The 25,859-nt window shown below is 65.7% G+C and carries 29 protein-coding genes and 1 pseudogene; 12 read left to right on the top strand and 18 right to left on the bottom strand.

Annotated features, from left to right (window positions below; genetic code table 11):
* Positions 1-34 precede the first annotated feature (34 nt).
* From N5C91_RS26380 to N5C91_RS26360, 5 genes are all read right to left on the bottom strand, one after another.
* Positions 35-286, bottom strand: a complete 252-nt coding sequence (locus tag N5C91_RS26380) for a YfhL family 4Fe-4S dicluster ferredoxin (protein ID WP_017521427.1) — start codon at positions 284-286, stop codon at positions 35-37.
* Between the two features lie 144 nt (positions 287-430).
* Positions 431-910: a pantetheine-phosphate adenylyltransferase gene (gene coaD / locus N5C91_RS26375; RefSeq protein ID WP_184590535.1), complete on the bottom strand. Its 480-nt coding sequence runs from the start codon at positions 908-910 to the stop codon at positions 431-433.
* A gap of 350 nt (positions 911-1,260) precedes the next feature.
* Positions 1,261-2,856: a GMC family oxidoreductase gene (locus N5C91_RS26370; RefSeq protein WP_279833086.1), complete on the bottom strand. Its 1,596-nt coding sequence runs from the start codon at positions 2,854-2,856 to the stop codon at positions 1,261-1,263.
* 39 nt (positions 2,857-2,895) lie between these two features.
* Positions 2,896-3,441 carry a twin-arginine translocation pathway signal protein gene (locus N5C91_RS26365; protein ID WP_236201270.1) on the bottom strand — a complete coding sequence of 182 codons (546 nt, stop codon included), beginning with the start codon at positions 3,439-3,441 and terminating at the stop codon, positions 2,896-2,898.
* A 35-nt stretch (positions 3,442-3,476) separates the two neighbouring features.
* On the bottom strand, positions 3,477-4,907 hold the full coding sequence (locus N5C91_RS26360; RefSeq protein WP_279833083.1) for a coniferyl aldehyde dehydrogenase: 1,431 nt from the start codon (positions 4,905-4,907) through the stop codon (positions 3,477-3,479).
* 244 nt (positions 4,908-5,151) lie between these two features.
* On the opposite strand from N5C91_RS26360, the gene N5C91_RS26355 reads away from it, so the two are divergent.
* Complete coding sequence (locus N5C91_RS26355) at positions 5,152-5,805, top strand: TetR/AcrR family transcriptional regulator (protein ID WP_236172766.1); 654 nt, start codon at positions 5,152-5,154, stop codon at positions 5,803-5,805.
* Between the two features lie 105 nt (positions 5,806-5,910).
* Here N5C91_RS26355 and N5C91_RS26350 read toward each other — a convergent pair whose 3' ends face one another.
* Both N5C91_RS26350 and N5C91_RS26345 read right to left on the bottom strand, forming a co-directional pair.
* Positions 5,911-6,327 carry a GNAT family N-acetyltransferase gene (locus tag N5C91_RS26350; protein WP_169935018.1) on the bottom strand — a complete coding sequence of 139 codons (417 nt, stop codon included), beginning with the start codon at positions 6,325-6,327 and terminating at the stop codon, positions 5,911-5,913.
* A gap of 82 nt (positions 6,328-6,409) precedes the next feature.
* A complete protein-coding gene (locus tag N5C91_RS26345; protein ID WP_279833077.1) occupies positions 6,410-7,405 on the bottom strand; it encodes a hydrolase in 996 nt (331 codons plus the stop codon).
* 107 nt (positions 7,406-7,512) lie between these two features.
* Between N5C91_RS26345 and N5C91_RS26340 the strand changes: the two genes are divergently transcribed.
* Entirely contained in the window at positions 7,513-7,866 is a 354-nt protein-coding gene (locus N5C91_RS26340; RefSeq protein ID WP_236172764.1) for a hypothetical protein, read from the top strand.
* 5 nt (positions 7,867-7,871) lie between these two features.
* On the opposite strand, the gene rsmD is transcribed toward N5C91_RS26340, so the two are convergent.
* Genes rsmD through N5C91_RS26325 form a run of 3 tightly spaced genes read right to left on the bottom strand, consistent with a single transcriptional unit; the run spans position 7,872 to position 11,360 of the window.
* On the bottom strand, positions 7,872-8,480 hold the full coding sequence (gene rsmD, locus N5C91_RS26335; protein ID WP_279833072.1) for a 16S rRNA (guanine(966)-N(2))-methyltransferase RsmD: 609 nt from the start codon (positions 8,478-8,480) through the stop codon (positions 7,872-7,874).
* The gene (locus N5C91_RS26330) at positions 8,480-9,997 is read right to left on the bottom strand and encodes a pitrilysin family protein (RefSeq protein ID WP_279833069.1); all 1,518 of its coding nucleotides are present in this window, start codon (positions 9,995-9,997) and stop codon (positions 8,480-8,482) included. Before N5C91_RS26330 ends, rsmD begins: the two co-directional genes overlap by 1 nt.
* Entirely contained in the window at positions 9,990-11,360 is a 1,371-nt protein-coding gene (locus N5C91_RS26325) for a pitrilysin family protein (protein WP_279833066.1), read from the bottom strand. The genes N5C91_RS26330 and N5C91_RS26325 overlap by 8 nt, the downstream gene beginning before the upstream one ends.
* Before the next feature lie 191 nt (positions 11,361-11,551).
* Between N5C91_RS26325 and ftsY the strand changes: the two genes are divergently transcribed.
* From ftsY to N5C91_RS26300, 5 genes are all read left to right on the top strand, one after another.
* Positions 11,552-12,961, top strand: a complete 1,410-nt coding sequence (ftsY, locus tag N5C91_RS26320; RefSeq protein WP_279833063.1) for a signal recognition particle-docking protein FtsY — start codon at positions 11,552-11,554, stop codon at positions 12,959-12,961.
* Positions 12,958-13,629, top strand: a complete 672-nt coding sequence (gene ftsE / locus N5C91_RS26315; RefSeq protein ID WP_236172758.1) for a cell division ATP-binding protein FtsE — start codon at positions 12,958-12,960, stop codon at positions 13,627-13,629. The genes ftsY and ftsE overlap by 4 nt, the downstream gene beginning before the upstream one ends.
* The gene (ftsX, locus tag N5C91_RS26310; protein WP_236172757.1) at positions 13,629-14,639 is read left to right on the top strand and encodes a permease-like cell division protein FtsX; all 1,011 of its coding nucleotides are present in this window, start codon (positions 13,629-13,631) and stop codon (positions 14,637-14,639) included. Before ftsE ends, ftsX begins: the two co-directional genes overlap by 1 nt.
* A 111-nt stretch (positions 14,640-14,750) precedes the next feature.
* Positions 14,751-15,605 (top strand): RNA polymerase sigma factor RpoH, encoded by an 855-nt coding sequence (gene rpoH, locus N5C91_RS26305; RefSeq protein ID WP_024766773.1) that lies wholly within the window; start codon positions 14,751-14,753, stop codon positions 15,603-15,605.
* 94 nt (positions 15,606-15,699) lie between these two features.
* Positions 15,700-16,314, top strand: a complete 615-nt coding sequence (locus N5C91_RS26300) for a hypothetical protein (protein ID WP_236201279.1) — start codon at positions 15,700-15,702, stop codon at positions 16,312-16,314.
* On the opposite strand, the pseudogene mtgA reads toward N5C91_RS26300, so the two are convergent.
* Positions 16,311-17,034 (bottom strand): annotated as a pseudogene (gene mtgA / locus N5C91_RS26295) (monofunctional biosynthetic peptidoglycan transglycosylase). The gene N5C91_RS26300 and the pseudogene mtgA overlap by 4 nt on opposite strands.
* A 32-nt stretch (positions 17,035-17,066) precedes the next feature.
* Here mtgA and N5C91_RS26290 point away from each other — a divergent pair.
* The 5 genes from N5C91_RS26290 to N5C91_RS26270 all read left to right on the top strand — a co-directional run bounded on the left by N5C91_RS26290 (position 17,067) and on the right by N5C91_RS26270 (position 20,922).
* Entirely contained in the window at positions 17,067-17,435 is a 369-nt protein-coding gene (locus N5C91_RS26290; protein ID WP_024766771.1) for a DUF423 domain-containing protein, read from the top strand.
* 100 nt (positions 17,436-17,535) lie between these two features.
* Positions 17,536-17,736 carry a sulfur carrier protein ThiS gene (gene thiS, locus N5C91_RS26285; protein WP_017520101.1) on the top strand — a complete coding sequence of 67 codons (201 nt, stop codon included), beginning with the start codon at positions 17,536-17,538 and terminating at the stop codon, positions 17,734-17,736.
* A 58-nt stretch (positions 17,737-17,794) separates the two neighbouring features.
* Positions 17,795-18,601, top strand: coding sequence for a thiazole synthase (locus N5C91_RS26280; protein WP_236172753.1), 807 nt, complete (start codon positions 17,795-17,797; stop codon positions 18,599-18,601).
* Between the two features lie 134 nt (positions 18,602-18,735).
* Positions 18,736-19,407, top strand: coding sequence for a tRNA (guanosine(46)-N7)-methyltransferase TrmB (gene trmB, locus N5C91_RS26275; RefSeq protein ID WP_217284487.1), 672 nt, complete (start codon positions 18,736-18,738; stop codon positions 19,405-19,407).
* A gap of 168 nt (positions 19,408-19,575) precedes the next feature.
* On the top strand, positions 19,576-20,922 hold the full coding sequence (locus tag N5C91_RS26270; protein ID WP_279833050.1) for a DUF1329 domain-containing protein: 1,347 nt from the start codon (positions 19,576-19,578) through the stop codon (positions 20,920-20,922).
* Positions 20,923-21,067: 145 nt separating this feature from the next.
* Here the strand turns inward: N5C91_RS26270 and N5C91_RS26265 are convergent, their stop codons facing one another.
* The 7 genes from N5C91_RS26265 to N5C91_RS26235 form a co-directional block, all read right to left on the bottom strand.
* Complete coding sequence (locus tag N5C91_RS26265) at positions 21,068-21,322, bottom strand: hypothetical protein (RefSeq protein ID WP_017520105.1); 255 nt, start codon at positions 21,320-21,322, stop codon at positions 21,068-21,070.
* Between the two features lie 44 nt (positions 21,323-21,366).
* On the bottom strand, positions 21,367-21,690 hold the full coding sequence (locus N5C91_RS26260) for a DUF3392 domain-containing protein (RefSeq protein ID WP_017520106.1): 324 nt from the start codon (positions 21,688-21,690) through the stop codon (positions 21,367-21,369).
* Between the two features lie 84 nt (positions 21,691-21,774).
* Complete coding sequence (gene hemW / locus N5C91_RS26255) at positions 21,775-22,983, bottom strand: radical SAM family heme chaperone HemW (RefSeq protein WP_279833045.1); 1,209 nt, start codon at positions 22,981-22,983, stop codon at positions 21,775-21,777.
* Positions 22,980-23,573 (bottom strand): RdgB/HAM1 family non-canonical purine NTP pyrophosphatase, encoded by a 594-nt coding sequence (rdgB, locus tag N5C91_RS26250; RefSeq protein WP_279833043.1) that lies wholly within the window; start codon positions 23,571-23,573, stop codon positions 22,980-22,982. Before rdgB ends, hemW begins: the two co-directional genes overlap by 4 nt.
* Positions 23,570-23,992: a DUF4426 domain-containing protein gene (locus N5C91_RS26245; protein WP_236172748.1), complete on the bottom strand. Its 423-nt coding sequence runs from the start codon at positions 23,990-23,992 to the stop codon at positions 23,570-23,572. Before N5C91_RS26245 ends, rdgB begins: the two co-directional genes overlap by 4 nt.
* Before the next feature lie 34 nt (positions 23,993-24,026).
* Positions 24,027-24,647: a methionine biosynthesis protein MetW gene (gene metW, locus N5C91_RS26240; protein ID WP_236172747.1), complete on the bottom strand. Its 621-nt coding sequence runs from the start codon at positions 24,645-24,647 to the stop codon at positions 24,027-24,029.
* Positions 24,648-24,655: 8 nt separating this feature from the next.
* The gene (locus N5C91_RS26235; RefSeq protein WP_054907817.1) at positions 24,656-25,795 is read right to left on the bottom strand and encodes a homoserine O-acetyltransferase; all 1,140 of its coding nucleotides are present in this window, start codon (positions 25,793-25,795) and stop codon (positions 24,656-24,658) included.
* Positions 25,796-25,859 lie beyond the last annotated feature (64 nt).

Here is a 25,859-nt window from a genome sequence, read left to right as displayed (position 1 = left end):
AGAACTCAATGAAAAAGTGTCGAGACGCGCGAAGTCAGGCTTTGCCGGTGAGCTTCTTGTACTTTTCCATCAGCTGATCCTTGCTCTCGACGTTGCTTTCGTCGAGGGGGATGCAGTCGACCGGGCAGACCTGCTGGCACTGCGGCTCGTCGTAGTGGCCGACGCATTCGGTGCACAGGTTCGGGTCGATGACGTAGATCTCCTCGCCCTGGGAGATCGCGGCATTGGGGCACTCAGGTTCGCAGACGTCGCAATTGATGCAATCGTCAGTGATTTTCAGGGACATCGAACAACTCCAACCATGGCGGCAGCCACGGCGCTCGGTAGCAACAATGGTGAAATTGTGCCGTATTGGCGCGTGCGTTGCACGCGGCCCCGCCGGAGGGCGCTGGAATCGGGGAGGTTGCCGCCTTCCCTGGCGGCCGTGCGGTCAGCGCTTGAAGCGCTCGGCCAGGGCGCTGGCCACCGCGGGATGGACGAATTTGGTGATGTCGCCGCCCAGCGCCGCAATCTCGCGCACCAGGGTGGAGGAGATGAAGGAGTACTTCTCCGACGGGGTGAGGAACATGCTCTCCAGGTCGGGGGCGAGCTGGCGGTTCATGTTGGCCAGCTGGAACTCGTACTCGAAGTCCGACACCGCGCGCAGGCCGCGCAGCAGGATGTTGGCGTTCTGCTCCTTGGCGAAATGGGCGAGCAGCGAAGAGAAGCCGACGACTTCCACGTTGGGCAGGTGCGAGGTGACCTGGCGGGCCAGTTCTACGCGCTGTTCCAGGGGGAACAGGGGGTTCTTCTTGGGGCTGGCGGCGACGGCAATGATCACCTGGTCGAACAGTCGCGAGGCGCGTTCGACCAGATCGGCATGGCCTTTGGTGATGGGGTCGAAGGTACCCGGGTACAGCACTCGATTCATCGCGGCGTCCTGGTCGGCTCTTGTTGGCAGGCTGGTGCAATAGCGGGCGGATGGTAACGCAGCATGTTCCTCGGGCCAAGCGACCTTGGTAGTGCTTCTGTGAGCGGACTACCTGAGATAACCGGCGAAAGACCGACGAGTCACGTACAGGCCGCGTGCCAGAGCCTGTGCACGGATTTTCGCAAGGAACCCCCCTGTAGGAGCGAGCTTGCTCGCGAACCAGCCCCGCAGGGGAGAATGTTCGCGAGGCCGAATCCATTCCCTACGGATAACGGCATTCCCCACATCCCTGTGGGTCACAAGCTCGCTCCTACGAAGAACCATCTCACGCGGATGGTCCGGGAGTCGCTTCAGGCCTTGCCCAGCCGCTTGGCCAGCGCATCGGCCAATTGCGCGGTGAGGCCGTAGACCGAGAGCTGCGGGTTGGCGCCGATGCTGGTGGGGAACAGCGAGCCGTCGTGGATCGACAGGTTCTCCAGCTGGTGGTGGCGGCCGAGGCTGTCGCACACCGATTGCTTCGCATCCTCGCCCATGGCGCAGCCGCCCATCACGTGGGCGCTGCCCAGGCGGGTGCGGTAGAGCTCCAGGCTCAGGCTGTCGATCAGCGCGTGGGCATCCTTGGCGGTTTTCACATAGTCGGCGTCGGCATGCAGCGGCAGCACCGCCTTGGCGCCGGCGGCGAACTGGATGTCGGCCATGGTGTGGAAGGCGCGGCGGATGCCGTCCCAGGTGTAGTCGGTCATCTGGTAATCGAGCACCGGGGTGTCGTCGCCGCGCAGGCTGACCGAGCCCACTGCGCTGTCCGGATGGAAGCCGTCGCGCATCAGCGCCAGGATCACGTTGGTGTGCGGCAACTGCTCCATGCGCAGTGCGTTGTCCTCGCCGAAGCGGCCGAGCAGGGTGGCGCTGAGTGCCGGTTGCAGCGGCGGCACTTCGAGCTTGTAGGACATGCGCCCGGTGGCGCCGTCGTCCCACTGGAAGTGGTCGGAATAAATCGACTGCGGCGCACCGTAGAACGGGTTGATCACTTCGTCGAACAGCGCGGCGCTGAAGTTCACCGTGTGCAGGAAGGTGCGCTGGCCAACACGCCCGTTCGGATCCGGTGCCTTGGAGCGCAGGAGGATCGCCGGGGTGTTGATGCCGCCGCCGGAGAGCACGTAGTGACGCGCCTTGATGGTGATCTTGCGGCCGGTGGGAGCGACGCAGCGCTCGTCCATGGCCGAACACTCCAGGCCGCTGACCTTGTTGCCGTCGTGCAGCAGGCGATCGGCGCGGGCGAGGAACAGCAGTTCGCCGCCTTTTTCTAGGGTCGCCGGGATGGTGGTGACCAGCATCGACTGCTTGGCGTTGGTCGGGCAGCCCATGCCGCAGTAACCGATGTTCCAGCAGCCACGGACGTTGCGCGGGATGACTTTCCAGTGCAGGCCGAGCTTCTCGCAGCCGTTGCGGATCACATCGTTGTTGGCGTTGGGCGGCATGATCCAGGGCGCGACGCCCAGACGCTGTTCCATCTTCTCGAACCAGGGCGCCATCTCGGCGACGCTGTGGCCCTTGACGCCGTGCTCCTTGGCCCAGTGTTCCAGGGTCGGCTCCGGGGTGCGGAAGCTGGAGGTCCAGTTGACCAGGGTGGTGCCGCCCACGGCGCGGCCCTGGAGGATGGTGATGGCGCCGTCCTTGCTCATCCGGCCGATGCCTTCCTGGTACAGGTTCGGGTAGGCGTCGGCTTCCTGCATCTTGAAGTCGCTGCTGGTCTTGAGCGGGCCTTCTTCCACCAGCAGCACCTTGTAGCCGGCGGCGCTGAGGGTTTCGGCGGTGGTGCCGCCGCCGGCGCCGGTGCCGACGATCACCACGTCGGCTTCCAGAGTCAGGTCCTTGTCCAGGCGCGAGCCGTTGTGGACTTTCCAGCCGCGGGCCAGGCCCTCGGCGAACAGATCGGGTACGGGCATCGGAAATCTCTCAGGCGAATTCTTGTTGTTCTGGCGGAATCAGATCTTCGGCGGGCCGGGGTAGCCGCAGTGGCCCCAGGATTCCGGGCGGCTGTACCAGGCCATCATCACCAGTTGCAGCAGCGAGCTGTGGCCCATCTTCAGCAGGGAGATGAAGCTGTTCTGCCAGCGGTTCAGGAAGTTCTGCACGTCCTGCGCGCTGGCGTTGTCCCAGCTGCCCCAGATGCCGGTGAGCGGTCCGCGGGTGATCGGCAGGGCGAGCACGTCGAACAGTTGCACGGTGAGCTTGAGCATTTCCGGGGAGAGGTGGTTCAGGCTGTTGTCCAGGCTCTGGATGGTGCCCTTGACCGCCTCGGCCATGCGCTCGGCGGGCACGGCGCCGGCCAGCATCACCGGGATCAGCGCGCGCAGGAACGGCAGGTCGGACTCGCGCAGCACGGCGTAACCGCTGGCCGGAGTGCTGGCGGAGCAGCCGCTGAGGCTGGCGGTGACGCCGGCCGTGGCGAGGAAGGCGCCACCCAGCAGGCCGATCTTGAGCACGCCGCGCCGGGAGAGTCCCGGCGCGCTCAGGGAGGTGTCTGTCATTCTTATTGTTTCACCTGGAGTTGATAGGGAACCGGTCAGCGGATGAACAGCTTGTAGACCAGCTTCTGCAGCGATTTACCGTAGGGCGGGTAGATCACCCGCGCGGCGTTGAAGCGCGGTTTGCTGAACACGCCCTTGGCCTTGGAGAAGGTCAGGAAGCCTTCGTGGCCGTGGTAATGGCCCATGCCGGAGGGGCCGACGCCGCCGAAGGGCATGTCGTCCTGGGCGACGTGCAGCAGGGTGTCGTTGAGGCACACGCCGCCGGAGTGGGTCTGGGCCAGCACGTGGTCCTGCTCGCGCTTGTCGTACCCGAAGAAGTACAGCGCCAGCGGGCGGTCGCGCTCGTTGACGTAGCTGAGCGCCTGGTCGAGGTTCTGGTAGGGGATCACCGGCAGCAGCGGGCCGAAGATCTCTTCCTGCATGATCTTCATCTCGTCGCTCACGTTCAGCACCAGCGCCTGCGGCAGGCGGCGGCCCTGGGCCTGCGGGAACAGCGGCACGACGGTGGCGCCGCGGGCCTGGGCGTCGGCGAGGTAGCTGTTCAGCCGGGCCAGTTGGCGCTCGTTGATGATCGCGGTGTAGTCGGGGTTGTTCTCCAGTTTCGGGAAGAAGCCCTGGACCACCTGGCGGTAGCTCTCGACGAACTCGTCGACGCGGTTCTGCGGCACCAGCACGTAGTCCGGCGCCACGCAGGTCTGCCCGGCGTTGAGCGATTTGCCGAAGGCGATGCGCTCGGCGGCGTCCTTCATCGGCACGCTGGCGGAAATGATCGCCGGCGACTTGCCGCCCAGCTCCAGGGTGACCGGGGTGAGGTTCTCGGCGGCGGCGCGCATCACGTGCTTGCCGACGCTGGTGGCGCCGGTGAACAGCAGATGGTCGAAGGGCAGCTTGGAGAACGCCACGCCGACGTCCACTTCGCCCTGCACCACGGCGACCAGGTCCTCGGGGAAGACCTTGGCCAGCAGTTCCTTCAGCACGCGGGCGGATTCCGGGGTGGATTCGCTCATCTTGATCATCACCCGGTTGCCGGCGGCCAGCGCGCCGGTCAGCGGACCGATGGCGAGGAACAGCGGGTAGTTCCACGGCACGATCACACCGACCACGCCCAGCGGCTGGTAGATGACCTTGGCCGAGGCTGGCATGAACTGCATGCCCACGCTGCGACGCGAGGGCTTCATCCACTTCTTCACGCGCTTGGTGGCGTAGTGCACGCCGTGCAGGCTGGGCAGCACTTCGGCGAGCAGGGTCTCGTCGGCGGAACGGTTGCTGAAGTCGGCGTTGATGGCGTCGATGATCGCCTTCTGCTCGGTCACCAGCAGGTTGGCGAGGCTCTTCAGCCACTGGATGCGCTGGCCGGCGTCCGGCATCGGGTTCGCGCGATAGGCCTGGCGCTGGCGTTCGAGAAGGGTTTCCAGCTGGCTGATCTGCTGCTGGGTCTGCTGCAGGTAGGCGATATCGGCAACCATGACGGGCTCCTGGCGGAAGCGGGTGGGGAAGCTCTCCGGGGATTCACACAAGGATCTCGGATGCTTCGCGTTTTTATACTGTCGCTGGTTTTTTAGAGCAATTGCTCTAGAGTGTCAATCAGCATGCCGTTTCCGCGCCGCCAGGCCCAGCCAACGAAAAGTTGGGCGCACCCCGGAGTTGTGTCAGGTGGTAGCAATCGGTGTACCTTTGCGTCCGCGCAATCCGCTTCGATGAGTTTCGCGAATGGCACCACGCATCAATACCCGTGACCGCATTGCCCAGGCCAGCCTCGAGCTGTTCAACGCCCAGGGCGAGCGCAGCGTCACCACCAACCACATCGCCGCACACCTGGGCATCTCGCCGGGCAATCTGTATTACCACTACCGCAACAAGCAGGTGATCATCGCCCAGCTGTTCGCCGAGTACGAAAGCCACGTCGACCAGTTCCTGCACCTGCCCGAGGGGCGCGCGCTGACGGTGGAAGACAAGACTTTCTACCTCGAGGCGCTGCTTGCCGCGATGTGGCACTACCGCTTCCTGCACCGCGACCTTGAGCACCTGCTGGATTCCGACCCGGAGCTGGCCGCCGCCTATCGCTCCTTTGCCCGCCGCGCCATGGACAACGCCAAGGCGATCTACCGGGGCTTTGTCGACGCCGGCATCCTGCAGATGGACGAACCGCAGCTCGAAGCGCTGACCTTGAACGCCTGGATCATCCTCACCTCCTGGGTGCGTTACCTGTGTACCACCCGTGAAGTAGCCAGTGATCTCAGCGAAGCGCTGATGCGCCGTGGCATCTATCAGGTGCTGGCGCTGGAAAGCGGGCACATCGCCCCGCCGTTTCGCGAGGCGGTGGCGGCGGTGTTCGATCGGTTGTATGTGCCGCTGGAAGGCTGATATTCCATCGGCGGATAACCGTGACCGGTTATTCGCCCTACGCCGAGCCCCCCTGTAGGGCGCATCACGCGCCAGCGTTATCCGCCGAATGGTCGGGCCGGAAGGTCATGCATCCACCTGGCGTGGTCCCGGCACCCGCGGTCGGCGCAGGGCGATGCCGTGGCGCAGGAAGAACTCCTCCACCCCCTCGGTGGCATCGGTATAAAGCGTGCGGTCAGGGTGATCGGCGAGGAAACGCGCCATTAGCGCCAGGCCCGTGCCACGCAATTGGAGCCTCGGCAGCACGGCTATCTCCGCCAGCCAGGTGGTCTGCGCCGTTTCGCTTTCCGCGCGCAACAGGCCGACTACCTGTTCACCGTCCAGGGCCAGCAGGAAGTAGCTGGAGTATTCGTAGAGATCGCGCAGTTCCGCGGTAGTGCCGGGAGAGCCCCAGCCCACGGCGCGGTAAAGCGCGGCGATAGCGGCGCACTGAGCATTGCTCAGCGGCGGGTTTTGCAGAATCGTCAGCGGTGTGTCGTGCATGGCGGCGCTCCTTTCTGGCGTTTCCTTCCTGGTGCAGTTCCAGTCTGCCTCATTCCCGTTCTACTGGGCTGATCCAGCGCAGTCAGGCTTCCCGTCGTTCGCGCAGCCACTGCGGAATGCGGCGCTCCAGGTAATAGTCCGGGCGCGCGGGGGAGCCGCCGATGAACCCGACGTGGCCGCCGTGGGCGAGCAGTTCCAGCTGCGTTGACGCGGAAAGCTCGTCCAGCTGCGGCACGCTGTTGGCATGGATGAATGGGTCGTCGCTGGACTGGATGACCAGCGTCGGCACGCGGATGCCGCCCAGGTAATAGCGGCTGGAGGCACGCCGGTAGTAATCGTGCACGTCGGCGAACCCATGCAGCGGCGCGGTCACCCGGTCGTCGAAGTCCCAGAAGGTGCGCATGCCGTCCAGCGGCCCGAGGCGCTCCAGCGCAGCGAGGTTTTCCGCGTGGCCGCCGGCGGCGAAGGCCTGGCGCTTGGTCTGCACGTAGGCCACCAGCTCGCGCATGAAGTGCGCCTGGTAGACCCTGGAGAAGCCGATGCCGATGCGATCCGCACACTGGTCGAGGCGGAACGGCACCGACACCGCGACCGCGCCTTTCAGCGGGCAACTCTCCGAGGATTCGCCCAGGTACTTGAGCAGCACATTGCCACCCAGTGAGTAACCCACTGCATAGAGCGGCGCCATCGGCCGTTGGGCGCGGACGTGGGCAACCACCGAGGCGAGATCCTCGCTGACGCCGGAGTGGTAGCCGCGCGGCAAAAGGTTCGACTCCCCCGAGCAGCCGCGCCAGTTCAGCGCGACGCTGGCCCAGCCCTGCGCGGCGAGTTGCTGCTGCAGGCCGAGGATGTAGTGCGAGGAGGACGACCCGGTCAGCCCATGCAGCGCCAGCACCAGCGGCGTACCCGCCTCGTGCGGGCCATGCCAGTCGAGGTCGATGAAGTCGCCATCGTCCAGCCACAGGCGCTCGCGGGTGCGCTGGAGACTGGGCGCCTTGCGCAGGAGCGAGCCATAGAGCGTCTGCAGGTGCGGGCCGGGTAGCCACCAGGCGGGTTTGAACGGGGAGGGTATGGTCATCATTGAACAATGGGGGCGGACAAGCTGCGATAGTAACGCCAAGTCAGCCCCGTGATGGATGTCTTGCACTTCCTCGGCGCGGCGAACCCATGAAAAGGAGGGGAGGCATGTGGAAGAAGATCGCGGCGCTGAGCCTGGCGTTTTGGCTGGTGGCCTGTAGCGAGCCGGTGCCTCAGGACCACAAGTCGTACGTCGGGGATTGGCGCTCGGCCCAAATGAGCCTGCTCATCACGGCGGATGGGCGCGTTGCCTACAAACGCCTCTCGGGTGGCGGCTCGCGTTCCATCGAGGCGCCGATCAAGAGCTACGACGCCGATGGGTTCACCGTGGGCGTCGGCTTCTTCGACACTCACTTCAAGGTCTCGAAGCCGCCCTATCGGGACGGTACTCAATGGAAAATGGTGGTGGATGGCGTGGAGCTGACCCGCGTCAGCTCCGTCGACATCGGCAAATCCATCTGACTGGTTCAGTCTTCCCGCTGCCACAGCGCGTAATGCACCGAGCCTGCGGTCTTCTCCCGATGCAGCCGCCAGTTGCCCGGCAGGCCGAGGCTGGAGGGCACGGCCTCGCTTTCGGTGTAGATCCACGCGTCCTTGGCCAGCCAGCCGCGTTCCTCCAGCAGGCCGCAGGTGTTCTGCAGCAGGTCCTGGTGGAAGGGCGGATCGAGGAAGACCAGGTCGAAGGCCTGAGAGGCCGGGGCGTCGAGGTAGCGCAGCGAATCGGTCAGCAGCAGTTGGCCGTTGCCGCACTTGAGGGTATCGAGGGTGCTGCGCAGGGCGGCCACGGCTTCGCCGTTGGTGTCCAGCGCCAGGCCTGAGCTGGCGCCACGGGACAGCGCTTCGAGGAACAGCGCGCCGCTGCCGGCGAAGGGATCGAGCACGCGGGCGCCCGGAACATACGCCGCCAGCCAGTTGAACAGGGTTTCGCGCACCCGGTCCGGTGTCGGGCGCAGGCCCGGGCCGTCGGGGAAGGCGAAACGCCGGCTGCGCCATTCGCCGCCGATGATGCGCAGCTGGCCCTGGCCGCCGTGGGGCTTCTGTGCGGCGCGCGGGGCGCCGCCGGGTCGTTTGCTCATCAGTGCTCCGGTACGCCGGCGGGTTGCGCGGCGGGTTTGTCGGTGGGCGGCGGCAGCGGTTGCTGCGGCACGGTGGGGCCGGCGGTGACGATGACGAAGGCGTCCGGGTCGAGGTGGCGGCGCATCGCTTCTTTCACCTGTTCCACGCTCAGGCCCTGGACCTGGCTGAGGAAGGTCTCCAGGTAATCCAGCGGCAGGTTGTAGAAGCCGATGGCGCCGAGTTGGCCGACGATATCGGCGTTGCTCGCGGTGGACAGCGGGAAGCTGCCGGCCAGCTCGCGCTTGGCGTCGTCCAGTTCCTTCTGCGTCGGGCCCTTGTCGAGGTAGTCGCGGACGATGTCCTGCACCAGCTTGAGGGTGCCTTCGCTCATTTCGGCGCGGGTCTGCAGGCCGATGGTGAACGGCCCGCGCGATTGCATGCCGGTGAAGCCGGAGTACACGCCGTAGGTCAGCCCGCGCTTCTCGCGCACCTGGTCCATCAGGCGGGTACCAAAGCCACCGCCGCCGAGGATCTGGTTGCCCAGGTAGAGCGCGGCATAGTCCGGGTCGTTACGGGTGATGCCCAGTTGCGCCAGCATCAGCTGGGTCTGCTTGGACGGGAACTCGATGTGGGTGACGCCGGCCTTGGGCATCTGCGGCTCGCCCGGTGCTGGCAGGGCGGGGCCCTTGGGCAAGGACTTGGAGACGCTGCCGGCGATGGCTTCGGCCTGCTCGCGGGTCAGGTCGCCGACCAGCGCGATGACCACGTTGCCGGCGGCGTAGGCCTTCTGGTGGAAGGCGCGCAGCTGGGCGACGCTGATCTTCGGCACCGACTTCTCGTTGCCGTCGCTGGAGTGAGCGTAGGGATGGTCGCCATAAAGTCGCTTGAACAGTTCCAGGCCCGCCAGCTTGCCGGGGTTCTGCTTCTGGTATTCGAAGCCGGCCATGACCTGGTTCTTGATGCGCGCCAGGGCGTCTTCGGGGAAGGTCGGCTGGCCGATCACCTGGTCGAACAGCGCCAGCGCGGCGTCGCGCTTGGACGGCTCGCTCAAGCTGCGCAGGCTGGCCACGGCCATGTCGCGGTAGGAGCCGTTGCCGAAGTTGGCGCCCAGGTCGTCAAAGCCGGCGGCGATTGCGCTGGTGTCCTTGCCGGGCACGCCTTCGTTGAGCATGGCGTTGGTCAGCATGGCCAGGCCATAGGTGTCGCCGTCCTGGCTGCTGCCGGCGGCGAAGGTCAGGCGCAGGTCGAACATCGGCAGCTCATGGGCTTCGACGAAGAGCACGCGGGCGCCCTCGGCGGTCTGCCATTGCTGGATGTTCAGCTTGCGGTGGCTGGGCGCCTTGCCGGCGGCTTCGGCCAGGGATTGCAGGCCGGTGGGCGCGGCATTTTCGGCGCTAGCCGGTTGCGCAGGTGCGGGCGCCGGCGCGGCCACTTCGGGCTCGGCCGCGGGGCGGGAAACGAACAGCACCAGTCCGGCGATCAACAGAATGACGATCAGCCCGACCAGGCCGTAGCGCAGGCCATTGCGTTCACTCATGGCTCGGCTCCTTGTCGGTGGCGACTTCCGGCAGGACCTGGGCGAGGGTCAGGCGGGAGCGGGTGAAATAGGTGCGGGCAGCTTGCTGGATGTCTTCGGCAGTGACGGCCTGGATGGCTTCCAGGTCCTTGTCCGCCAGGCGCCAGCCGAGGCCGACGCTTTCCAGTTCGCCGATGGTGCTGGCCTGCCCGGCGATGGAGTCGCGCTCGTAGACCAGACCGGCGATCACCTGGGCGCGTACGCGCTCCAGTTCTTCCTTGCTCGGCGGGTTCTGCTTGAGGTCTTCCAGCTGCTTCCACAGCGCGGCCTCGACCTGGTCGAGGGTTTTGCCGGTCTGCACGTTGGGCGTGGCGGAGAGGAAGAACAGACCGTCGCCGCGGGAGAAGGCGTCGTAGGAGGCCGAGGCGCCGGCGACGATTTCCTCGCCGCGCTCCAGGCGCGAGGCCAGGCGGGCGCTGTAGCCACCGTCGAGGATCGCCGAGATCAGGCGCAGGGCGTTGATCTGCTTCGAATCGTCGCTGCTGCCCAGGGTGGGCACGTTGAAGCCCATGATCAGGCTGGGCAGCTGCGTGCGTACATGCAGTTTCAGGCGGCGCTCGCCCGGCTCGGCCAGCTCCAGCGGCTTGCGTGCGGCGGGCAGGTCGCGCCTGGGAATCTCGCCGAAGTATTTCTCGGCCAGGGCCTTCACCTCATCGCCGGTCACGTCGCCGACCACCACCAGGGTGGCGTTGTTCGGCGCGTACCAGGCCTGGTACCAGTGGCGCAGGTCGTCGATGGTCATGCGCTGCAGGTCAGCCATCCAGCCGATGGTCGGCGTGCGGTAGCCGCTGGCAGGGTAGGCGGCGGCCTTGAAGCGCTCGAAGGCCAGCGCGCTGGGCTTGTCCTCGGTGCGCAGGCGGCGTTCTTCCTTGATCACCTCGATCTCGCTCTTGAACTGGTCGGCCGGCAGGGCGAGGTGCGCCATGCGGTCGGCCTCCAGCTCCAGCGCCACCGGCAGGCGGTCGCGGGCGAGCACCTGGTAATAGGCGGTGTAGTCGTCGGTGGTAAAGGCGTTCTCCTCCGCGCCGAGGTCGCGCAGCACCAGCGAAGCCTGGCCGGGGCCGAGCTTGCGGCTGCCCTTGAACATCATGTGTTCAAGGGCGTGGGAGAGTCCGGTGAGGCCGGGTGTCTCGTAGCTGGAGCCGACCTTGTACCAGAGCTGGGAGACCACCACGGGCGCGCGGTGGTCTTCGCGGACGACGACTTTCAGGCCGTTGTCCAGGGTGTATTCATGGGTGGGCTGTGGTTCGGCGGCGACGGCCATCAGTGGCAGCAACAGGGAGCCGAGCAGCAGGCCGGCGTGGCGGCGCGCAAGGGTTTTCATCGTGGACTGAACCTTTCGGGCTGTCCGCGGGGTCTATGCAGGCTGGCGGCCAGCCTCTTAACCCCGGCGGGCGAGGAGATGCTAGGATACCCATCCGTTTTCCGGGCGGCCACGTTCAGGATTTCGCAAAGCTGTTTCGAGGCTTTTTCACGACCTGTCCCCGTGGCGTCCCCTAGAGATTCGATCCCTACATGTTTGGTTCCAACGACGACAAGAAGGCCCCGCCAGCCGGGGAGAAGAAGGGGCTGTTCGGTTGGTGGCGCAAGAAGCCGCAGGCCGAGGAGCAACCCGCCGCCGAAACCGAGCAGCCGGTAGAACAACCGGTTGCCGCCGAGCCCGTTCCTGCGCCCGAACAGGCTCCTGCTGCACAAGCCGAACCGCTCGCACCGCGCGCCGAGCCGGCTCCCGAGCCGGTCATCGACGTAGTGCCGGCCGCCGTGCCGGTCGAGCCGCTGGTGCAGCCCGCTCTTCAGTCTGAGCAGCCTGAGCCGCAGCCGAGCGTTGCCGAAGCGCCGCAGCCGGCCGTCCTGCCGGTCGAGCCGACGCCCGTCGCCGCGCCCGTTCAGCCCGAGCCCGTGGCCGAAGCGCCCATCGTGGTCGCCCAGCCGGAACCCGCGGTCGCCCCACAGCCTGAGCCGCAAGCCAAGCCGGCTACCGCCGAACCGGCGAAGGTCGGCTTCTTCGCCCGCCTCAAGCAGGGCCTGTCGAAGACCAGCGCCAGCCTCGGCGAAGGCATGGCCAGCCTGTTCCTGGGCAAGAAGGCCATCGACGACGACCTGCTCGACGAAATCGAAACCCGCCTGCTGACCGCCGACGTCGGCGTCGAGGCCACCACTGCCATCGTGCAGAACCTGACCAAGCGCGTGGCGCGCAAGGAACTGGCCGATAGCGAGGCGCTGTACAAGGCCCTGCAGGAGGAGCTGGCGACCCTGCTGCGCCCGGTCGAGCAGCCGCTGAGCATCACGGCGGACAAGCAGCCCTACGTGATCCTGGTCGTCGGCGTGAACGGCGTCGGCAAGACCACCACCATCGGCAAGCTGGCGAAGAAGCTGCAGCAGGACGGCAAGAAGGTCATGCTGGCCGCCGGCGACACCTTCCGCGCCGCCGCCGTCGAGCAACTGCAGGTCTGGGGCGAGCGCAACAACATCGCGGTGATCGCCCAGCACACCGGCGCGGATTCCGCCTCGGTGATCTTCGACGCCGTGCAGGCTGCCAAGGCCCGTGGCGTGGATGTGCTGATCGCCGACACCGCCGGCCGCCTGCACACCAAGGACAATCTCATGGAAGAGCTGAAGAAGGTCCGCCGCGTCATCGGCAAGCTGGATGAGACGGCTCCCCACGAAGTCCTGCTGGTACTGGATGCCGGCACCGGGCAGAACGCCATCAACCAGGCCAAGCAGTTCAACAACGCCGTTGAGCTGACCGGCCTGGCCCTGACCAAACTGGACGGCACCGCCAAGGGCGGGGTGATCTTCGCCCTGGCCAAGCAGTTCGCGCTGCCGATCCGCTACATCGGCGTCGGCGAAGGGATCGACGATCTTCGAACCTTCGAAGCCGATGCCTTCGTCCGTGCACTCTTCGAGACCCGGGAAATCGCATGATTCGTTTCGAGCAGGTTGGCAAGCGCTACCCCAACGGCCATGTCGGCCTGCACGAGATTTCGTTCCGCGTGCCGCGCGGCGAGATCATGTTCGTCACCGGCCATTCCGGCGCGGGCAAGAGCACCCTGCTGCGCCTGATCCTGGCGATGGAGCGGCCGACCTCCGGCAAGCTGCTGCTCGGCGGGCAGGACGTTTCGCGCATCTCCACCGCGCAGATTCCCTTCCTGCGCCGGCAGATCGGCGTGGTGTTCCAGAACCACCAGTTGCTCGACGACCGCAGCGTGTTCGACAACGTCGCCCTGCCGATGCAGATCCTCGGCCTGCCCAAGGCGGAGATCGCCTACCGCGTCGAAGCGGCGCTGGAGCGGGTGAACCTGAAGGAAAAGGCCGAAGACCGTCCGTCCGACCTGTCCACTGGCCAGCAGCAGCGCGTTGGTATCGCCCGCGCGGTGGTACACCGTCCGGCCCTGCTGCTCGCCGATGAACCGACCGGTAACCTCGACCCGCGCCTGGCTTCGGAAATCATGTCGGTGTTCGAGGACATCAACCGCCTGGGCACCACCGTGCTGATCGCCAGCCACGACCTGGCGCTGATCGCGCGGATGCGCCACCGGATGATCACCCTGCAGCGCGGCCGCATCATCGCCGATCGTGAGGAGAACGCCTGATGAGCGCCAATGACCTGCCGCGTGGCGAAGAAGAGGGCACCCCGACGCGCAACACGCGCGAGCGCCCGGAAGACAACGAACACCAGGACCACAGCGCCTCGCTCTCGGCCTACGCGGAAAACCACCGCGCCAGCCTGATGGACAGCCTGCACCGCCTGGTCAGCCATCCCTTCGGCAGTTTCTTCACCTGCCTGGTGATGGGGATTACCCTGAGCCTGCCCATGGGCCTGTCGCTGCTGCTGAACAACGTCGAGCGCCTTGGCGGCTCCTGGCAGCGCGCCGCGCAGATTTCCCTGTTCCTCGACCTCAAGGCCAGCGAGGCCCAGGGCCAGGACCTGCGCGAGCAGATCGAGAAAATGCCCGATGTCATCGAGGCACAGCTCATCAGTCGTGACGATGCGCTGAAAGAGCTGCAGGAACAGTCCGGTCTTGGCGAAGCGCTGAAGGAGTTGCCTGACAACCCGCTGCCGGCGGTCATCTCGGTGACGCCCAAGCAGATCGACAAGGCCCAGCTGGATGCCTTGCGTCAACGGCTCTCGGAACTGCCGGGTGTACAACAGGCACAGCTGGACCTGGTCTGGGTCGAGCGGCTGTCGGCAATCCTCAAGCTGGGTGACCGCTTCGTCTTCGGCCTGACCATCCTGCTGGTGCTGACCCTATTGCTGGTGATCGGCAACACCATCCGCCTGCACATCGAAAATCGCCGTAACGAAATCGAAGTCATCAAGCTGGTCGGCGGGACGGACGGTTACGTGCGCCGCCCCTTCCTTTATATGGGCGCGCTGTATGGCCTGGGCGCCGGCATCCTGTCATGGGCCCTGCTGGCCTTTGGCCTGGACTGGCTGAACAGCTCGGTGGTCAACCTGGCCGGGCTGTATGGCAGTGATTTCGGCCTGGCGGGCGTACCGGTCGATGACGGCCTGTCGCTCACCGTGGGCGCCGTGCTGCTGGGCTGGATCGGTGCCTGGCTGGCCGTGGCGCGCCATCTGCGTGAGTTGGCGCCGCGCTGAAACCCCCTGATTTTGCTGGGGGTCAAGTGGGTGTAAAGGAACTTTTACACCCGCTTGCAGTCAGATTTCGCAGTGCTACACTGCGCGAGTTTCGTGAATCGGAGGATTCGCATGACCACTTCTCTGCAACCTGTTTATGCCCTGGCTCCCGGTGCGAACCTGGAAGCCTATGTGCACTCGGTGAACAGCATTCCGCTGCTGACGCCGGAGCAGGAGCGCGAACTGGCCGAACGCCTCTTCTACCAGCAAGATCTGGAAGCGGCACGGCAAATGGTTCTGGCGCACCTGCGCTTTGTTGTGCACATCGCCCGGAGTTATTCCGGGTACGGCCTGGCCCAGGCCGATCTGATCCAGGAAGGCAACGTCGGCCTGATGAAGGCCGTGAAGCGCTTCAACCCGGAAATGGGTGTGCGCCTGGTGTCGTTCGCCGTCCACTGGATCAAGGCGGAGATCCATGAGTTCATCCTGCGCAACTGGCGGATCGTCAAAGTCGCGACCACCAAGGCGCAGCGCAAGCTGTTCTTCAACCTGCGCAGCCAGAAGAAGAAACTGGCCTGGCTGAGCAATGACGAAGTGCACCGCGTCGCGGAAACCCTCGGTGTCGAGGCCCGCGAAGTCCGCGAGATGGAAAGCCGTCTCACCGGACAGGACATGGCCTTCGACCCGGCGGCGGATGCCGACGACGAGAGCGCCTACCAGTCCCCGGCGCATTATCTGGAAGACCATCGCTACGACCCGGCGCGCCAGCTGGAGGAAGCGGACTGGAGCGACAGCTCCACCGCCAGCCTGCACGAAGCGCTGGAAGGCCTGGACGAACGCAGCCGCGACATTCTCTACCAGCGTTGGCTGGCCGAGGAAAAGGCGACGCTGCACGACCTGGCGGCCAAGTACAACGTGTCCGCCGAGCGGATTCGTCAGTTGGAAAAGAACGCGATGAACAAGCTCAAAGGCCGCATCGAAGCCTGACCGGCTTCGATGTGCTCCCGTTGAGACCGAGAACCGCACCCTGGTGCGGTTTTTTTCTGTCCGCTCATTCTCTGTCCAGAGTCTGGAGAGCCCCATGCCGCGCCTGCGTCCCGTCCACGGGATGTTTTTCCTGGTCATCGCCCTGCTGGCCTTCGGCCTGGGTACCTGGGTGGCCCGAACTTCGGCACCGCCCAAGCCGCCGCAGTGGTTCAACGACTGGAAGGAAAAGATTTTCGAGCCGTTGGCCGATGACCGCCTGACCCTCGGCCAGCTGCAGGACCAGCAGCCTGGAGAGCTATGGCTGACCGCCAGCCAGGACGGCCCGCAGCTGCATTACCGCGGCAAGTTGGTGACCGAGGAAGGGCCCTGGCACGTCGAGGCGGAGCTGGCGCTGAGTGACGCCGAACATGCCAGCCTGGCCAAGGCCACTGGCATGCAGCCGACCAGCAAGGACCAGCCGCTGAGTGCCGATCTGATGGGGCAGTTGGGCAGCAAGCCAGTCTCCGAGCTGGCGCTGGCGCCGCAGGAAGACCTGGCGGTCGGCCGGCTGGCGGTGGGCCTGGGCGACCCGCGCCTGCGTCTGCAGGTCGATGGCGGCGAGGCCTGGGTTTATCCGGAGAAGGGTATGACCGTGCTGCACCGTGACGGCACCCTGCAGTGGGTGCGAGTGGTGCCGCGCAATACCCTCAAGCTCAGCGAAGCGCCTTAAAGGCGTTCGAGATAGTCGCTCCCGCCCAATTGCCACATCTGCTGGCGGATCCACGAGGCGCGCTGGCGCACGTAAGGGCCGGGCTTGCCGGCGCTCCATTTGCGCGGGTTGGGCAGCACCGCGGCGAGCAGGCTGGCCTGCTGCTGCGACAGGCGCTTGGCGTCGACGCCGAAGTGATGCTGGGCGGCGGCCTGGGCGCCGAACACGCCGGCATCCCATTCCACGCTGTTGAGGTAGACCTCGAGAATCCGCTGCTTGGACCAGAAGGTCTCGATCAGCAGGGTGAACCAGGCTTCGAAGCCCTTGCGCAGCCAGCTGCGCCCGGTCCAGAGGAAGACGTTCTTCGCCACCTGCTGGCTGATGGTGCTGCCGCCGCGAACCTTGCCGCCCTGCTCGTTGTGCACCAGCGCCTTCTGGATTGCCGGCAGGTCGAAGCCGTGGTGCTCGGCGAACTTCTGGTCCTCGCCGGCGATCACCGCGAGCTTGAGGCTGTCCGGCAACTCGTCCCAGGAGCGCCAGCTGCGCTGCAGGTCGATGGGCTTGCCGTTGAACCAGGACTCGACCTTGCGCTCGACCATCACCATGGTTCCCGGCGGCGGTACCCAGCGCAGGACGATGACCAGCGCCACGCTGATGGCGACGAACCAGAGCGCGATCTTTGACAGGCGGCGGAGGGCGTTGCGCATGCGGAGGCTTTGCCTGGGCGGATGAGCGGGCCATTATAGCGATACTCACCTGTCTGGAGCTGTCCCATGCTGCGCACTTTCCTGATGCTCGCCGCGTTCTTCGGTTTCACCGGAGTGGCCCTCGGCGCGTTCGCTGCCCACGGCCTGAAGAACAAGCTCACGCCCGAGTACCTGGCGGTGTTCCAGACCGGCGTGCACTACCAGATGCTGCATGCCCTGGCGCTGTTCGGCGTGGCGCTGCTCACCGCGCACATCGGCGGCACCCTCATCAGCCTTGCCGGCTGGGCATTCACCGTTGGCATCCTGCTGTTCTCCGGGAGCCTCTACCTGTTGACCCTGGCAGGCCTGAGCGTGGGCATCATCACCCCGATCGGCGGCCTGTTCTTCCTCATCGGCTGGGCGTTGCTGCTGGTGGCGGCCTTCCAGCTGGGTTGACCCGAGCGTCAGAAAAGCCCGAGTGCGACGCCCGGATACCTTGGTCATCCGGCGCGATCGGGCTAGAATGCCGACCCCTCCAGCAATGACCGTCCCGCCCATGCGTATTCAGTTGAATGGCGAACCTTTCGAGCTGCCCGACGGCCACAGCGTCGCCAACCTGCTCGAGCGTCTCGACCTCACCGGCAAGCGTGTCGCGGTCGAGCTCAACCAGGACATCGTGCCGCGCAGCCAGCACGCCGCCACCGCCCTGAGCGAAGGCGACCAGGTGGAAGTGGTGCATGCCATCGGCGGCGGCTAGAGCCCGTCGCCCCAGATTTCAGGCCCCGCCCGCCTTCCTTTTCGTCAGGAGTGATCCGATGAGCCAAGCTACTTCCAACCTGCCGGTCGACAAGCCTTTTACCCTGGCTGGCCGTACCTACAATTCGCGCCTGCTGGTCGGCACCGGCAAGTACAAGGACCTCGAAGAGACCCGCGTCGCCATCGAGGCCTCGGGCGCCGAGATCGTCACCGTAGCGGTGCGCCGCACCAACATCGGCCAGAACCCGGGCGAGCCCAACCTGCTGGACGTGATCCCGCCGGATCGCTATACCATCCTGCCGAACACCGCCGGCTGCTACGACGCCGTCGAGGCCGTGCGCACCTGCCGTCTGGCCCGCGAACTGCTGGATGGCCACAACCTGGTCAAGCTGGAAGTCCTGGCCGACCAGAAGACTCTCTTCCCCAACGTCGTCGAAACCCTCAAGGCCGCCGAAGTGCTGGTCAAGGACGGCTTCGACGTCATGGTGTACACCAGTGATGACCCGATCATCGCCCGCCAACTGGCCGAGATCGGTTGCATTGCAGTGATGCCGCTGGCCGGCCTGATCGGCTCGGGCCTGGGCATCTGCAACCCGTACAACCTGCGCATCATCCTCGAAGAAGCCAGCGTTCCGGTGCTGGTGGATGCCGGTGTGGGTACCGCCTCTGACGCCACCATTGCCATGGAGCTGGGCTGCGAGGCCGTGCTGATGAACACTGCCATCGCCCACGCGCAGAACCCGGTGATGATGGCCGAGGCCATGAAGCACGCCATCGTCGCCGGCCGCCTGGCCTACCTGGCCGGCCGCATGCCGCGCAAGCTCTACGCGAGCGCGTCGTCGCCGATGACCGGCCTGATCAACTAACGTTTCCACTTCGACGCGCGGGCCGGTTTGCCAGAAGCAACCGGCCCGCGCGTGCATTTACCCGCAAGGTCCGAGTCATGAGTGACATTCCCGAAAATCAGCCCGAGAACCAGCCCGACGCCGACAACCGTCCGATGCGCGCCATCAAGAGCTTCGTGATGCGTGCCGGGCGCATGACCGAAGGCCAGCAACGCGGCCTCGATCAGGGCTGGCCGAAGTTCGGCCTGGAGTTGGCCGATGGTGCGCGGGACTTCGATGAAGTGTTCGGGCGCCAGGCGCCGCGTACCTTCGAGATCGGCTTCGGCATGGGCCACGCCACCCTCGAGATGGCTGCGGCCGCGCCGGAGCAGGACTTCATCGGCGTGGAAGTGCACCGTCCGGGCGTTGGCGCGCTGCTCAACGGCATGCTGACCCAGGACCTGACCAATATTCGCGTCTACAGCTGCGATGCCATCGAAGTGTTGCGTGACTGCGTCGCCGACGCCAGCCTCGATCGCCTGCTGCTGTTCTTCCCGGACCCGTGGCACAAGTCGCGTCACCACAAGCGTCGCATCGTGCAGCCGGCCTGGGCCGAGCTGGTGCGACAGAAGCTGAAGGTCGGCGGCGTGCTGCACATGGCCACCGACTGGGAACAATACGCCGAGCACATGCTGGAAGTGATGAATGCCGCACCCGGCTACCGCAACCTTTCGGCCGATAATACCTATGTGCCGCGCCCGGAAGAGCGCCCGGTCACCAAGTTCGAACGTCGCGGGGAGCGACTCGGCCATGGCGTCTGGGACCTGAAGTTCGAGCGCGTCGACTGAGGTATCGGAAAGGCCTGCGCAGCAGGCCTTTTTTACGCAGGAACACCCTACAGACCGGGACCACCCGGCAGGCCATGAAGGCCACCCTCACCTCCTGAATAAAAAGCGGCACCCGCCGCGGACGAAAATAAGAGTGATGGACAGGAGTCCGTCGCAAAGGAGTCTGCTGTGTTGAAGAAACTTGCTGTACTGCTGATGGCGGGGGCGTGGGCCCTGCCGGCGCAGGCGAAAGTCGATGCCACCGAGGCCGCTCGACTGGGCCGCGACCTGACGCCGATGGGGGCGGAGATGGCCGGCAACGCCAGCGGCACCATCCCTGCCTGGACGGGCGGTATCACCAGCGCCCCGGCGGGATACCAGCCCGGCACCCACCACCTTGATCCGTATGCTGGCGACGCCATGCAGTACAAGATCGACAGCAAGAACCTGGCGCAGTACCAGGCGCTGCTCACGCCCGGCACCCAGGCGTTGCTGCAGGAGAACCCGGACTACTACCTGCGCGTCTTTCCCAGCCGCCGCAGTGCCTCCTTGCCCCAGCGCATCTATGACGCCACCCGCTTCAACGCCGAAAACGCGGAGCTGATTGCCGACGGCAACGGTGTGCAGGGCGCGGCCGCGGGCGTGCCGTTTCCGATTCCGAAGACCGGCCTGGAAGCCATCTGGAACCACATCATGCGTTACCGTGGCGAGCAGATTCACATGGTGACCAACCAGGCCGCCGTGCTCGCCAGCGGCAGCTACAACCTGCTCAAGCTCGACCGCTACGTGTACTTCAACTATGGTCGCGAGGGCATGACCCCGCAGGACCTGAACAACACGCTGTTCTACTACAAGTACAACATTGTCGCCCCGGCGAAGCTTGCCGGTTCGGCGCTGGTGGTGCAGGAGACCATCGACCAGGTGCTGTCGATCCGCAAGGCCTGGCGCTTCAACAGTGGCGAGCGCCGCGTGCGCCGCCTGCCGAGCCTGGCCTACGACACCCTGCAGCCGGACACCAACGGCCTGGCCACCGCCGACACCGTGGACGTCTACAACGGTGCGCCGGACCACTACGAGTGGCAGTTGCTCGGCAAGCGCGAGATGCTAGTGCCGTACAACAGCTACGCCGTGCACCAGAAGGGCATTCCCTACGCCGATATCCTCAAGACCAAGTCCCTCAACCCCGAGCTGCTGCGCTACGAGCCGCACCGCGTCTGGGTGGTCGAGGCGACCCTGCGCAAGGGCATGGGCCATCCGTTCGCCAAGCGCCGCTTCTACCTGGACGAGGACAGCTGGCAGATCCTCGCCTCGGACATCTACAACGCCGACGGCAAGCTGATCCGCGCCCAGGAAGTGCACCCGATCAACTACTACGACGTACCCATGGTGCTCAGTACCCTGGAGGCGCTGTACGACTTCGAAGGCAAGCGCTACTTCGTTGACGGCCTGGACAACAACGAGCCGATGTACGACTTCAAGGTCCCGCTGGGGCCGCGCGACTTCACCCCGCAGGCGCTGCGCCGCGAGGGCAACTGAGTCCGACAGAGGCCGCCGAAAGGCGGCCTTCGTTTATCTGCGCAACGGACCTGTAGGAGCGAGCTTGCTCGCGAACCGCCCCAGCGGACGGTGCGCCCGGACAAAGCGTTCGCGAGCAAGCTCGCTCCTACAGAAAACTGCTGCGTTATTCGATCAGCTCGGCACCCAGCACCGTGGTTTCCGGCATGCGCATCGGCGCCGGGCTGATCTGCAGGTACTTGATGCTGGTGCGCGGGATGATCAGCAGGTCGCCGTCCACCTCGATGCTGATGACCGGCGATTCCATCTGCTTGCGGATGCCGCGGGCCACTTCGGCGGGGTCGTCGCTCTGTTGCGGGAAGCGCAGCGCCAGGCGCTGGCCATCGGAGAAGTGCAGGTAGAGATGCTTGATCGGCTTCATGTGTCCTCCGGCGGGTGTGTGGCCAACCGCCGGAGGAACGCAGCTCAACTGCGGTCGGCGATCATGCCAATCACGAAGAACACTAGCAGCAGGACGGGCGCCAGGGTGTAGTTGTTGAAATAGCCCAGGCCCTTGGCCAGCCATGGGGTGACGAAGACCATCGCCAGGCCGTAGCCGACGGCGCAGATCAGCACGAACAGCAGGGTGCGGAAGACGAAGTTCAGGCTGCCGATGCGCTGCTGAACCCAGGCGTTGATCGCCGGGCCGAACAGCACCAGCACGGTGGCCATGATCGCCAGGGCGATGTCGGACAGGTGGCCGCGGCACCAGCGGGAGACATTGGCAATCAGGTCGAGCGCGAAGTCCATTGGGGCTCCTTGGGATCGAGAGTCGCCGGGGAGTGTACACGGCGGGCGACGCTGACGTCGCCCGGCCGCAGGTGAGTCAGGAGCTCAGGGCAGGAAGCGCTGCAGCAGGTCGTTGAGGAACAGCTGGCCGCGTTCGGTCGGCGCCAGGCGAAGCGGGTCCGCCACCAGCAGGCCGTCCTTGCGCGCCAGGAGGCAGGCCTCCTCGATGGCCGCGAGCGGCAGGCCGGTGCGCTCGGTGAAGGTCGCCGCCGGCACGCCCTCGGTAAGACGCAGGGCGTTCATCATGAACTCGAACGGCAGGTCGCCGGCCTCCAGGTCGCGTTCGCCGGCCTGGAAGGGTTTCTCCGGATTCAGGTAGTCCTTCGGCAGGCGGGTCTTCCAGGTGCGCAGGATGCGGCCTTCCGGCGTGCTCAGCTTGGCGTGGGCGCCGGCGCCGATGCCGAGGAAATCGCCAAAGGTCCAGTAGTTCAGGTTGTGCCGCGCGCGCTTGCCGTCACGGGCGTAGGCGGAGGTTTCGTATTGCAGGTAGCCCGCCTGGGCGAGCAGCGCCTGGCCGGCTTCCTGGATTTCCCACAACTGGTCGTCTTCGGGCAGCTCCGGCGGCTGGCTCCAGAACACCGTGTTCGGTTCCATGGTCAGCTGGTACCAGGACAGGTGCGTCGGGGCCAGGGCGATGGCTTGCTGCAGGTCGCTCAGTGCATCGGCGACACTCTGCTCCGGCAGGCCGTGCATCAGGTCCAGGTTGAAGTTGTCGAAGCCGGCGCGGCGGGCCATTTCGGCGGCGCGAATGGCTTCGTCACCATCGTGGATACGGCCCAGCGCCTTGAGCTTCTCGGCCTGGAAGCTCTGGATACCGATGGACAGCCGGTTGATTCCCAGCTGGCGGTAGTCGGCGAACTTGGCCTGCTCGAAGGTGCCCGGATTGGCTTCAAGGGTGATCTCGATGTCGCTTTCGAAACCAACCTGCTGCTCCAGACCGTCAAGGATGCGCCCCAGCGCCTTGGCGGAAAACAGGCTGGGCGTACCGCCGCCGAAGAAGATCGAGGTCAGCTTGCGGCCGTGGACGTATCCGCGGTCGGCGGCCAGGTCAGCCAGCAGCGCCTCGACGTAGGCGTCTTCCGGCAGCTCCGGCCCGGCGGCGTGGGAATTGAAGTCGCAATAGGGACATTTGCGCACGCACCAGGGGATGTGTACGTACGCCGAGAGCGGCGGGAGCTGCAGGCTGCAGGCCGCAGGCTGCAGGTGGGGGCTTTTGCCTGGGGCCTGAAGCCTGTCGCCTGAAGCCTTGGTCATAGTCCCAGCCGCTGCTTCAGCAGGGCCATCGCGCGGGCGCGGTGGCTGATCTGGTTCTTGCGGTCAGGCGCCAGTTCGGCGCTGGAGCACTCGGCTTCCGGCACCCAGAACAGCGGGTCATAGCCGAAACCATACTCACCGCGCGCTTCGCGCAGGATGCTGCCGTGCCAGAGGCCTTCGCAGAGGATCGGCAGCGGGTCGTCGGCGTGGCGAACCAGGGCCAGCACGCTGACGAACTGGGCGCCGCGTTGCGCGTCCGGCACGTCTTTCAGTGCATCGAGCAGCTTGGCGTTGTTCGCCGCGTCACCCTGGCCGTCGGCGTAGCGCGCGGAATAGATGCCCGGCGCACCGCCGAGGAAATCGACCGCCAGACCCGAGTCGTCTGCCAGCGCCGGCAGGCCGGAGATGCGCGCGGCATTGCGCGCCTTGAGGATGGCGTTCTCGACGAAGGACAGGCCGGTCTCTTCCGGCTCCACGTCGCTGAACTCGCCGATGGAGCGCACCTTCACGTGGGCTCCGAGCATGGCCTGGAGTTCCTTGAGCTTGCCGGCGTTGTGACTGGCCAGCACCAGTTGTTCGAGCTTGATCATTCGTCGGGGAAGATTTCCTGCATGAAGTCGAAGCTTTGCGGGGCTTCGCTTCCGGACTGGACCTGGATGGAGAAGGTCAGGGTTTCGCGGCCTTCGATGGGGAACTGCGCCAGGTTGTACACGGCGCCTTCCTCGACCACGCGCTTGAAGGTCAGGGGAATGGTCTGGCCCATCAGGTTCTTGGCGCTGCCGGCGACGGTGGCGTTGGCCGGTTTGCCGGCGGCGTCCAGCGGCACGATATTGATCACGCCCTGGGCCTTGCTGCGCACCACGCCCACCGCTTGCGCGACGTTGGGCTGGAGGAAGCTGGAGTTGAATACGCTGTAGTGCACCTGCAGGTCACCCAGGCGCTTCACCTGTTCGGCGAAGGCGGGCAGGGCGAGGACCAGGCAGGCGAAGAAGGTAAGCAGGCGGCGCATGATGTTTCTCCCGGGCTCTATCAGATAGCCGCGATCAGACGGCGATGCGGTGGTCTTGCACGCCAGCGCCGCTGATCCGGTAGATGCCGATCTCACCCAACAGATTAGGCCAGATTCGCGAGGCCCAGCCATGCTGGTGCTCGTGGTCCACCGCCAGGCGGTCGAGCACCTTCGCGTGCTGCTCGTGGCAGAGCGCTTCGAAGTCGCGGAAGGTGCAGAAGTGGATATTCGGCGTGTTGTACCAAGTGTACGGAAGGAACTCCGACACGGGCATGCGGCCATTGCGCGCGAGATACCAGCGGCAGCGCCAGTGGCCGAAGTTGGGGAAGGTGATGATGCAGGTCTTGCCCACGCGCAGCATCTCCGCCAGCACCTTGTCCGGGTAGCGCAGGGCCTGCAGCGACTGGGTCATGACGACCACGTCGAAGCTGTTGCTGGCGAAGTTGCCCAGGCCCTTGTCCAGGTCCTGTTCGATGACGTTGACTCCGCGTTCGATGCATTTGGCGATCTTGTCGGGGTCGATCTCCAGCCCGTAGCCGCCAACCTGCTTGTGGTCGCGCAGCCAGGCGAGCAGCTCGCCATCGCCGCAGCCCAGGTCGAGCACGCGGCTGCCGGCGGGGATCCAGTCTTGGATGATTTCCAGGTCGGCGCGCATGGTGTTCCTTATACGCTGATGCGGTGCATGTAACCGCTGAAGGCTTGCAGGTAGCGCGGAATCGGCATCAGGAAGGCGTCATGGCCTTGCGGGGCGTCGATTTCCAGGTAGCTGACGTTCTTCTTCGCCGCCAGCAGGGCGTCGACGATCTCCCGCGAACGCGCCGGGGAGAAGCGCCAGTCGGTGGTGAAGGACATCAGGCAGAAGTCCGCCTTCACCCCGGCGAGGGTCCGCGCCAGGTCGTCGCCATGGGCGGCGGCCGGGTCGAAGTAGTCCAGCGCCTTGGTCATCAGCAGGTAGGTGTTGGCGTCGAAGCGGGTGGAGAACTCTTCGCCCTGGTAGCGCAGGTAGCTTTCCACCTGGAACTCGACGCTGTGCAGGTCGTAGTTGAGCTTCTCCGACTTCATGTCGCGGCCGAACTTGGCGCCCATGGCGTCATCGGAGAGGTAGGTGATATGGCCGACCATCCGCGCCAGGCGCAGGCCGCGCTTGGGAATCACGTCGTGTTCCTGGAAGTGCCCGCCGAAGAACTCAGGGTCCGAGAGGATCGCCTGGCGCGCGACTTCGTTGAAGGCGATGTTCTGCGCCGACAGCTTCGGTGCGCTGGCAATGCACAGGCAATGACGCACGCGCTCGGGATAACTGATGGTCCACTGCAACGCCTGCATGCCGCCCAGGCTGCCGCCGACGATGGCGGCCCAGCTCTGGATCCCCAGGCGATCGGCCAGGCGTGCCTGGCTGTTGACCCAGTCTTCCACGGTGACAACCGGGAAGTCCGCACCGTAGGCCTTGCCGGTGGCGGGGTTAGGGCTGGTGGGGCCAGTGGAGCCGTTGCAGCCGCCCAGGTTGTTCAGCGCGACGACGAAGAACTTGCGGGTGTCGATGGGCTTGCCCGGACCGATGCAGCTGTCCCACCAGCCCGGCTTGCGCTCGTCCTCGCTGTGGTAGCCGGCGGCGTGGTGATGGCCGGAGAGCGCGTGGCAGATCAGCACGGCGTTGCTCGCCGTGGCGTTCAGCTCGCCGTAGGTCTCGATCACCAGCTGGTATTCGGGCAGGGTCTTGCCGCAGGCCAGGGGCAGCGGTTCGTTGAACTGCAGCGTCTGGGGCGAGACCAGACCGACGGAATCTTCGGGGAAGACTGTTGGCATCGACCCTGCTCATGAATAAAAAAGGACGGCCAGTCTAAAGAGCGCCGCCCCCTGCGGCAAGCGC

It is taken from the genome of Pseudomonas sp. GD03903, from assembly GCF_029840045.1.
Classification (GTDB): Bacteria; Pseudomonadota; Gammaproteobacteria; order Pseudomonadales; family Pseudomonadaceae; genus Pseudomonas; species Pseudomonas pseudonitroreducens.
Note: the sequence above shows the minus strand (reverse complement) of the source record. Positions and strands in the feature narration are given on the sequence as shown.

Bases quoted from the DNA above. Each gene is read 5' to 3' on its own strand.
- ftsY (WP_279833063.1), top strand. From the start codon at position 11,552: ATGTTTGGTTCCAACGACGACAAGAAGGCCCCGCCAGCCGGGGAGAAG.
- metW (WP_236172747.1), bottom strand. From the start codon at position 24,647: ATGCGCGCCGACCTGGAAATCATCCAAGACTGGATCCCCGCCGGCAGC.
- N5C91_RS26330 (WP_279833069.1), bottom strand. From the start codon at position 9,997: ATGAGTGAACGCAATGGCCTGCGCTACGGCCTGGTCGGGCTGATCGTC.
- N5C91_RS26290 (WP_024766771.1), top strand. From the start codon at position 17,067: ATGCTGCGCACTTTCCTGATGCTCGCCGCGTTCTTCGGTTTCACCGGA.
- ftsX (WP_236172757.1), top strand. From the start codon at position 13,629: ATGAGCGCCAATGACCTGCCGCGTGGCGAAGAAGAGGGCACCCCGACG.
- N5C91_RS26280 (WP_236172753.1), top strand. From the start codon at position 17,795: ATGAGCCAAGCTACTTCCAACCTGCCGGTCGACAAGCCTTTTACCCTG.
- N5C91_RS26360 (WP_279833083.1), bottom strand. From the start codon at position 4,907: ATGGTTGCCGATATCGCCTACCTGCAGCAGACCCAGCAGCAGATCAGC.
- coaD (WP_184590535.1), bottom strand. From the start codon at position 910: ATGAATCGAGTGCTGTACCCGGGTACCTTCGACCCCATCACCAAAGGC.
- N5C91_RS26365 (WP_236201270.1), bottom strand. From the start codon at position 3,441: ATGACAGACACCTCCCTGAGCGCGCCGGGACTCTCCCGGCGCGGCGTG.
- rdgB (WP_279833043.1), bottom strand. From the start codon at position 23,573: ATGATCAAGCTCGAACAACTGGTGCTGGCCAGTCACAACGCCGGCAAG.
- N5C91_RS26355 (WP_236172766.1), top strand. From the start codon at position 5,152: ATGGCACCACGCATCAATACCCGTGACCGCATTGCCCAGGCCAGCCTC.
- rpoH (WP_024766773.1), top strand. From the start codon at position 14,751: ATGACCACTTCTCTGCAACCTGTTTATGCCCTGGCTCCCGGTGCGAAC.
- N5C91_RS26300 (WP_236201279.1), top strand. From the start codon at position 15,700: ATGCCGCGCCTGCGTCCCGTCCACGGGATGTTTTTCCTGGTCATCGCC.
- N5C91_RS26265 (WP_017520105.1), bottom strand. From the start codon at position 21,322: ATGAAGCCGATCAAGCATCTCTACCTGCACTTCTCCGATGGCCAGCGC.
- N5C91_RS26235 (WP_054907817.1), bottom strand. From the start codon at position 25,795: ATGCCAACAGTCTTCCCCGAAGATTCCGTCGGTCTGGTCTCGCCCCAG.
- N5C91_RS26350 (WP_169935018.1), bottom strand. From the start codon at position 6,327: ATGCACGACACACCGCTGACGATTCTGCAAAACCCGCCGCTGAGCAAT.
- N5C91_RS26325 (WP_279833066.1), bottom strand. From the start codon at position 11,360: ATGAAAACCCTTGCGCGCCGCCACGCCGGCCTGCTGCTCGGCTCCCTG.
- N5C91_RS26340 (WP_236172764.1), top strand. From the start codon at position 7,513: ATGTGGAAGAAGATCGCGGCGCTGAGCCTGGCGTTTTGGCTGGTGGCC.
- hemW (WP_279833045.1), bottom strand. From the start codon at position 22,983: ATGACCAAGGCTTCAGGCGACAGGCTTCAGGCCCCAGGCAAAAGCCCC.
- rsmD (WP_279833072.1), bottom strand. From the start codon at position 8,480: ATGAGCAAACGACCCGGCGGCGCCCCGCGCGCCGCACAGAAGCCCCAC.
- N5C91_RS26345 (WP_279833077.1), bottom strand. From the start codon at position 7,405: ATGACCATACCCTCCCCGTTCAAACCCGCCTGGTGGCTACCCGGCCCG.
- N5C91_RS26370 (WP_279833086.1), bottom strand. From the start codon at position 2,856: ATGCCCGTACCCGATCTGTTCGCCGAGGGCCTGGCCCGCGGCTGGAAA.
- thiS (WP_017520101.1), top strand. From the start codon at position 17,536: ATGCGTATTCAGTTGAATGGCGAACCTTTCGAGCTGCCCGACGGCCAC.
- ftsE (WP_236172758.1), top strand. From the start codon at position 12,958: ATGATTCGTTTCGAGCAGGTTGGCAAGCGCTACCCCAACGGCCATGTC.
- N5C91_RS26380 (WP_017521427.1), bottom strand. From the start codon at position 286: ATGTCCCTGAAAATCACTGACGATTGCATCAATTGCGACGTCTGCGAA.
- trmB (WP_217284487.1), top strand. From the start codon at position 18,736: ATGCGCGCCATCAAGAGCTTCGTGATGCGTGCCGGGCGCATGACCGAA.
- N5C91_RS26260 (WP_017520106.1), bottom strand. From the start codon at position 21,690: ATGGACTTCGCGCTCGACCTGATTGCCAATGTCTCCCGCTGGTGCCGC.
- N5C91_RS26245 (WP_236172748.1), bottom strand. From the start codon at position 23,992: ATGCGCCGCCTGCTTACCTTCTTCGCCTGCCTGGTCCTCGCCCTGCCC.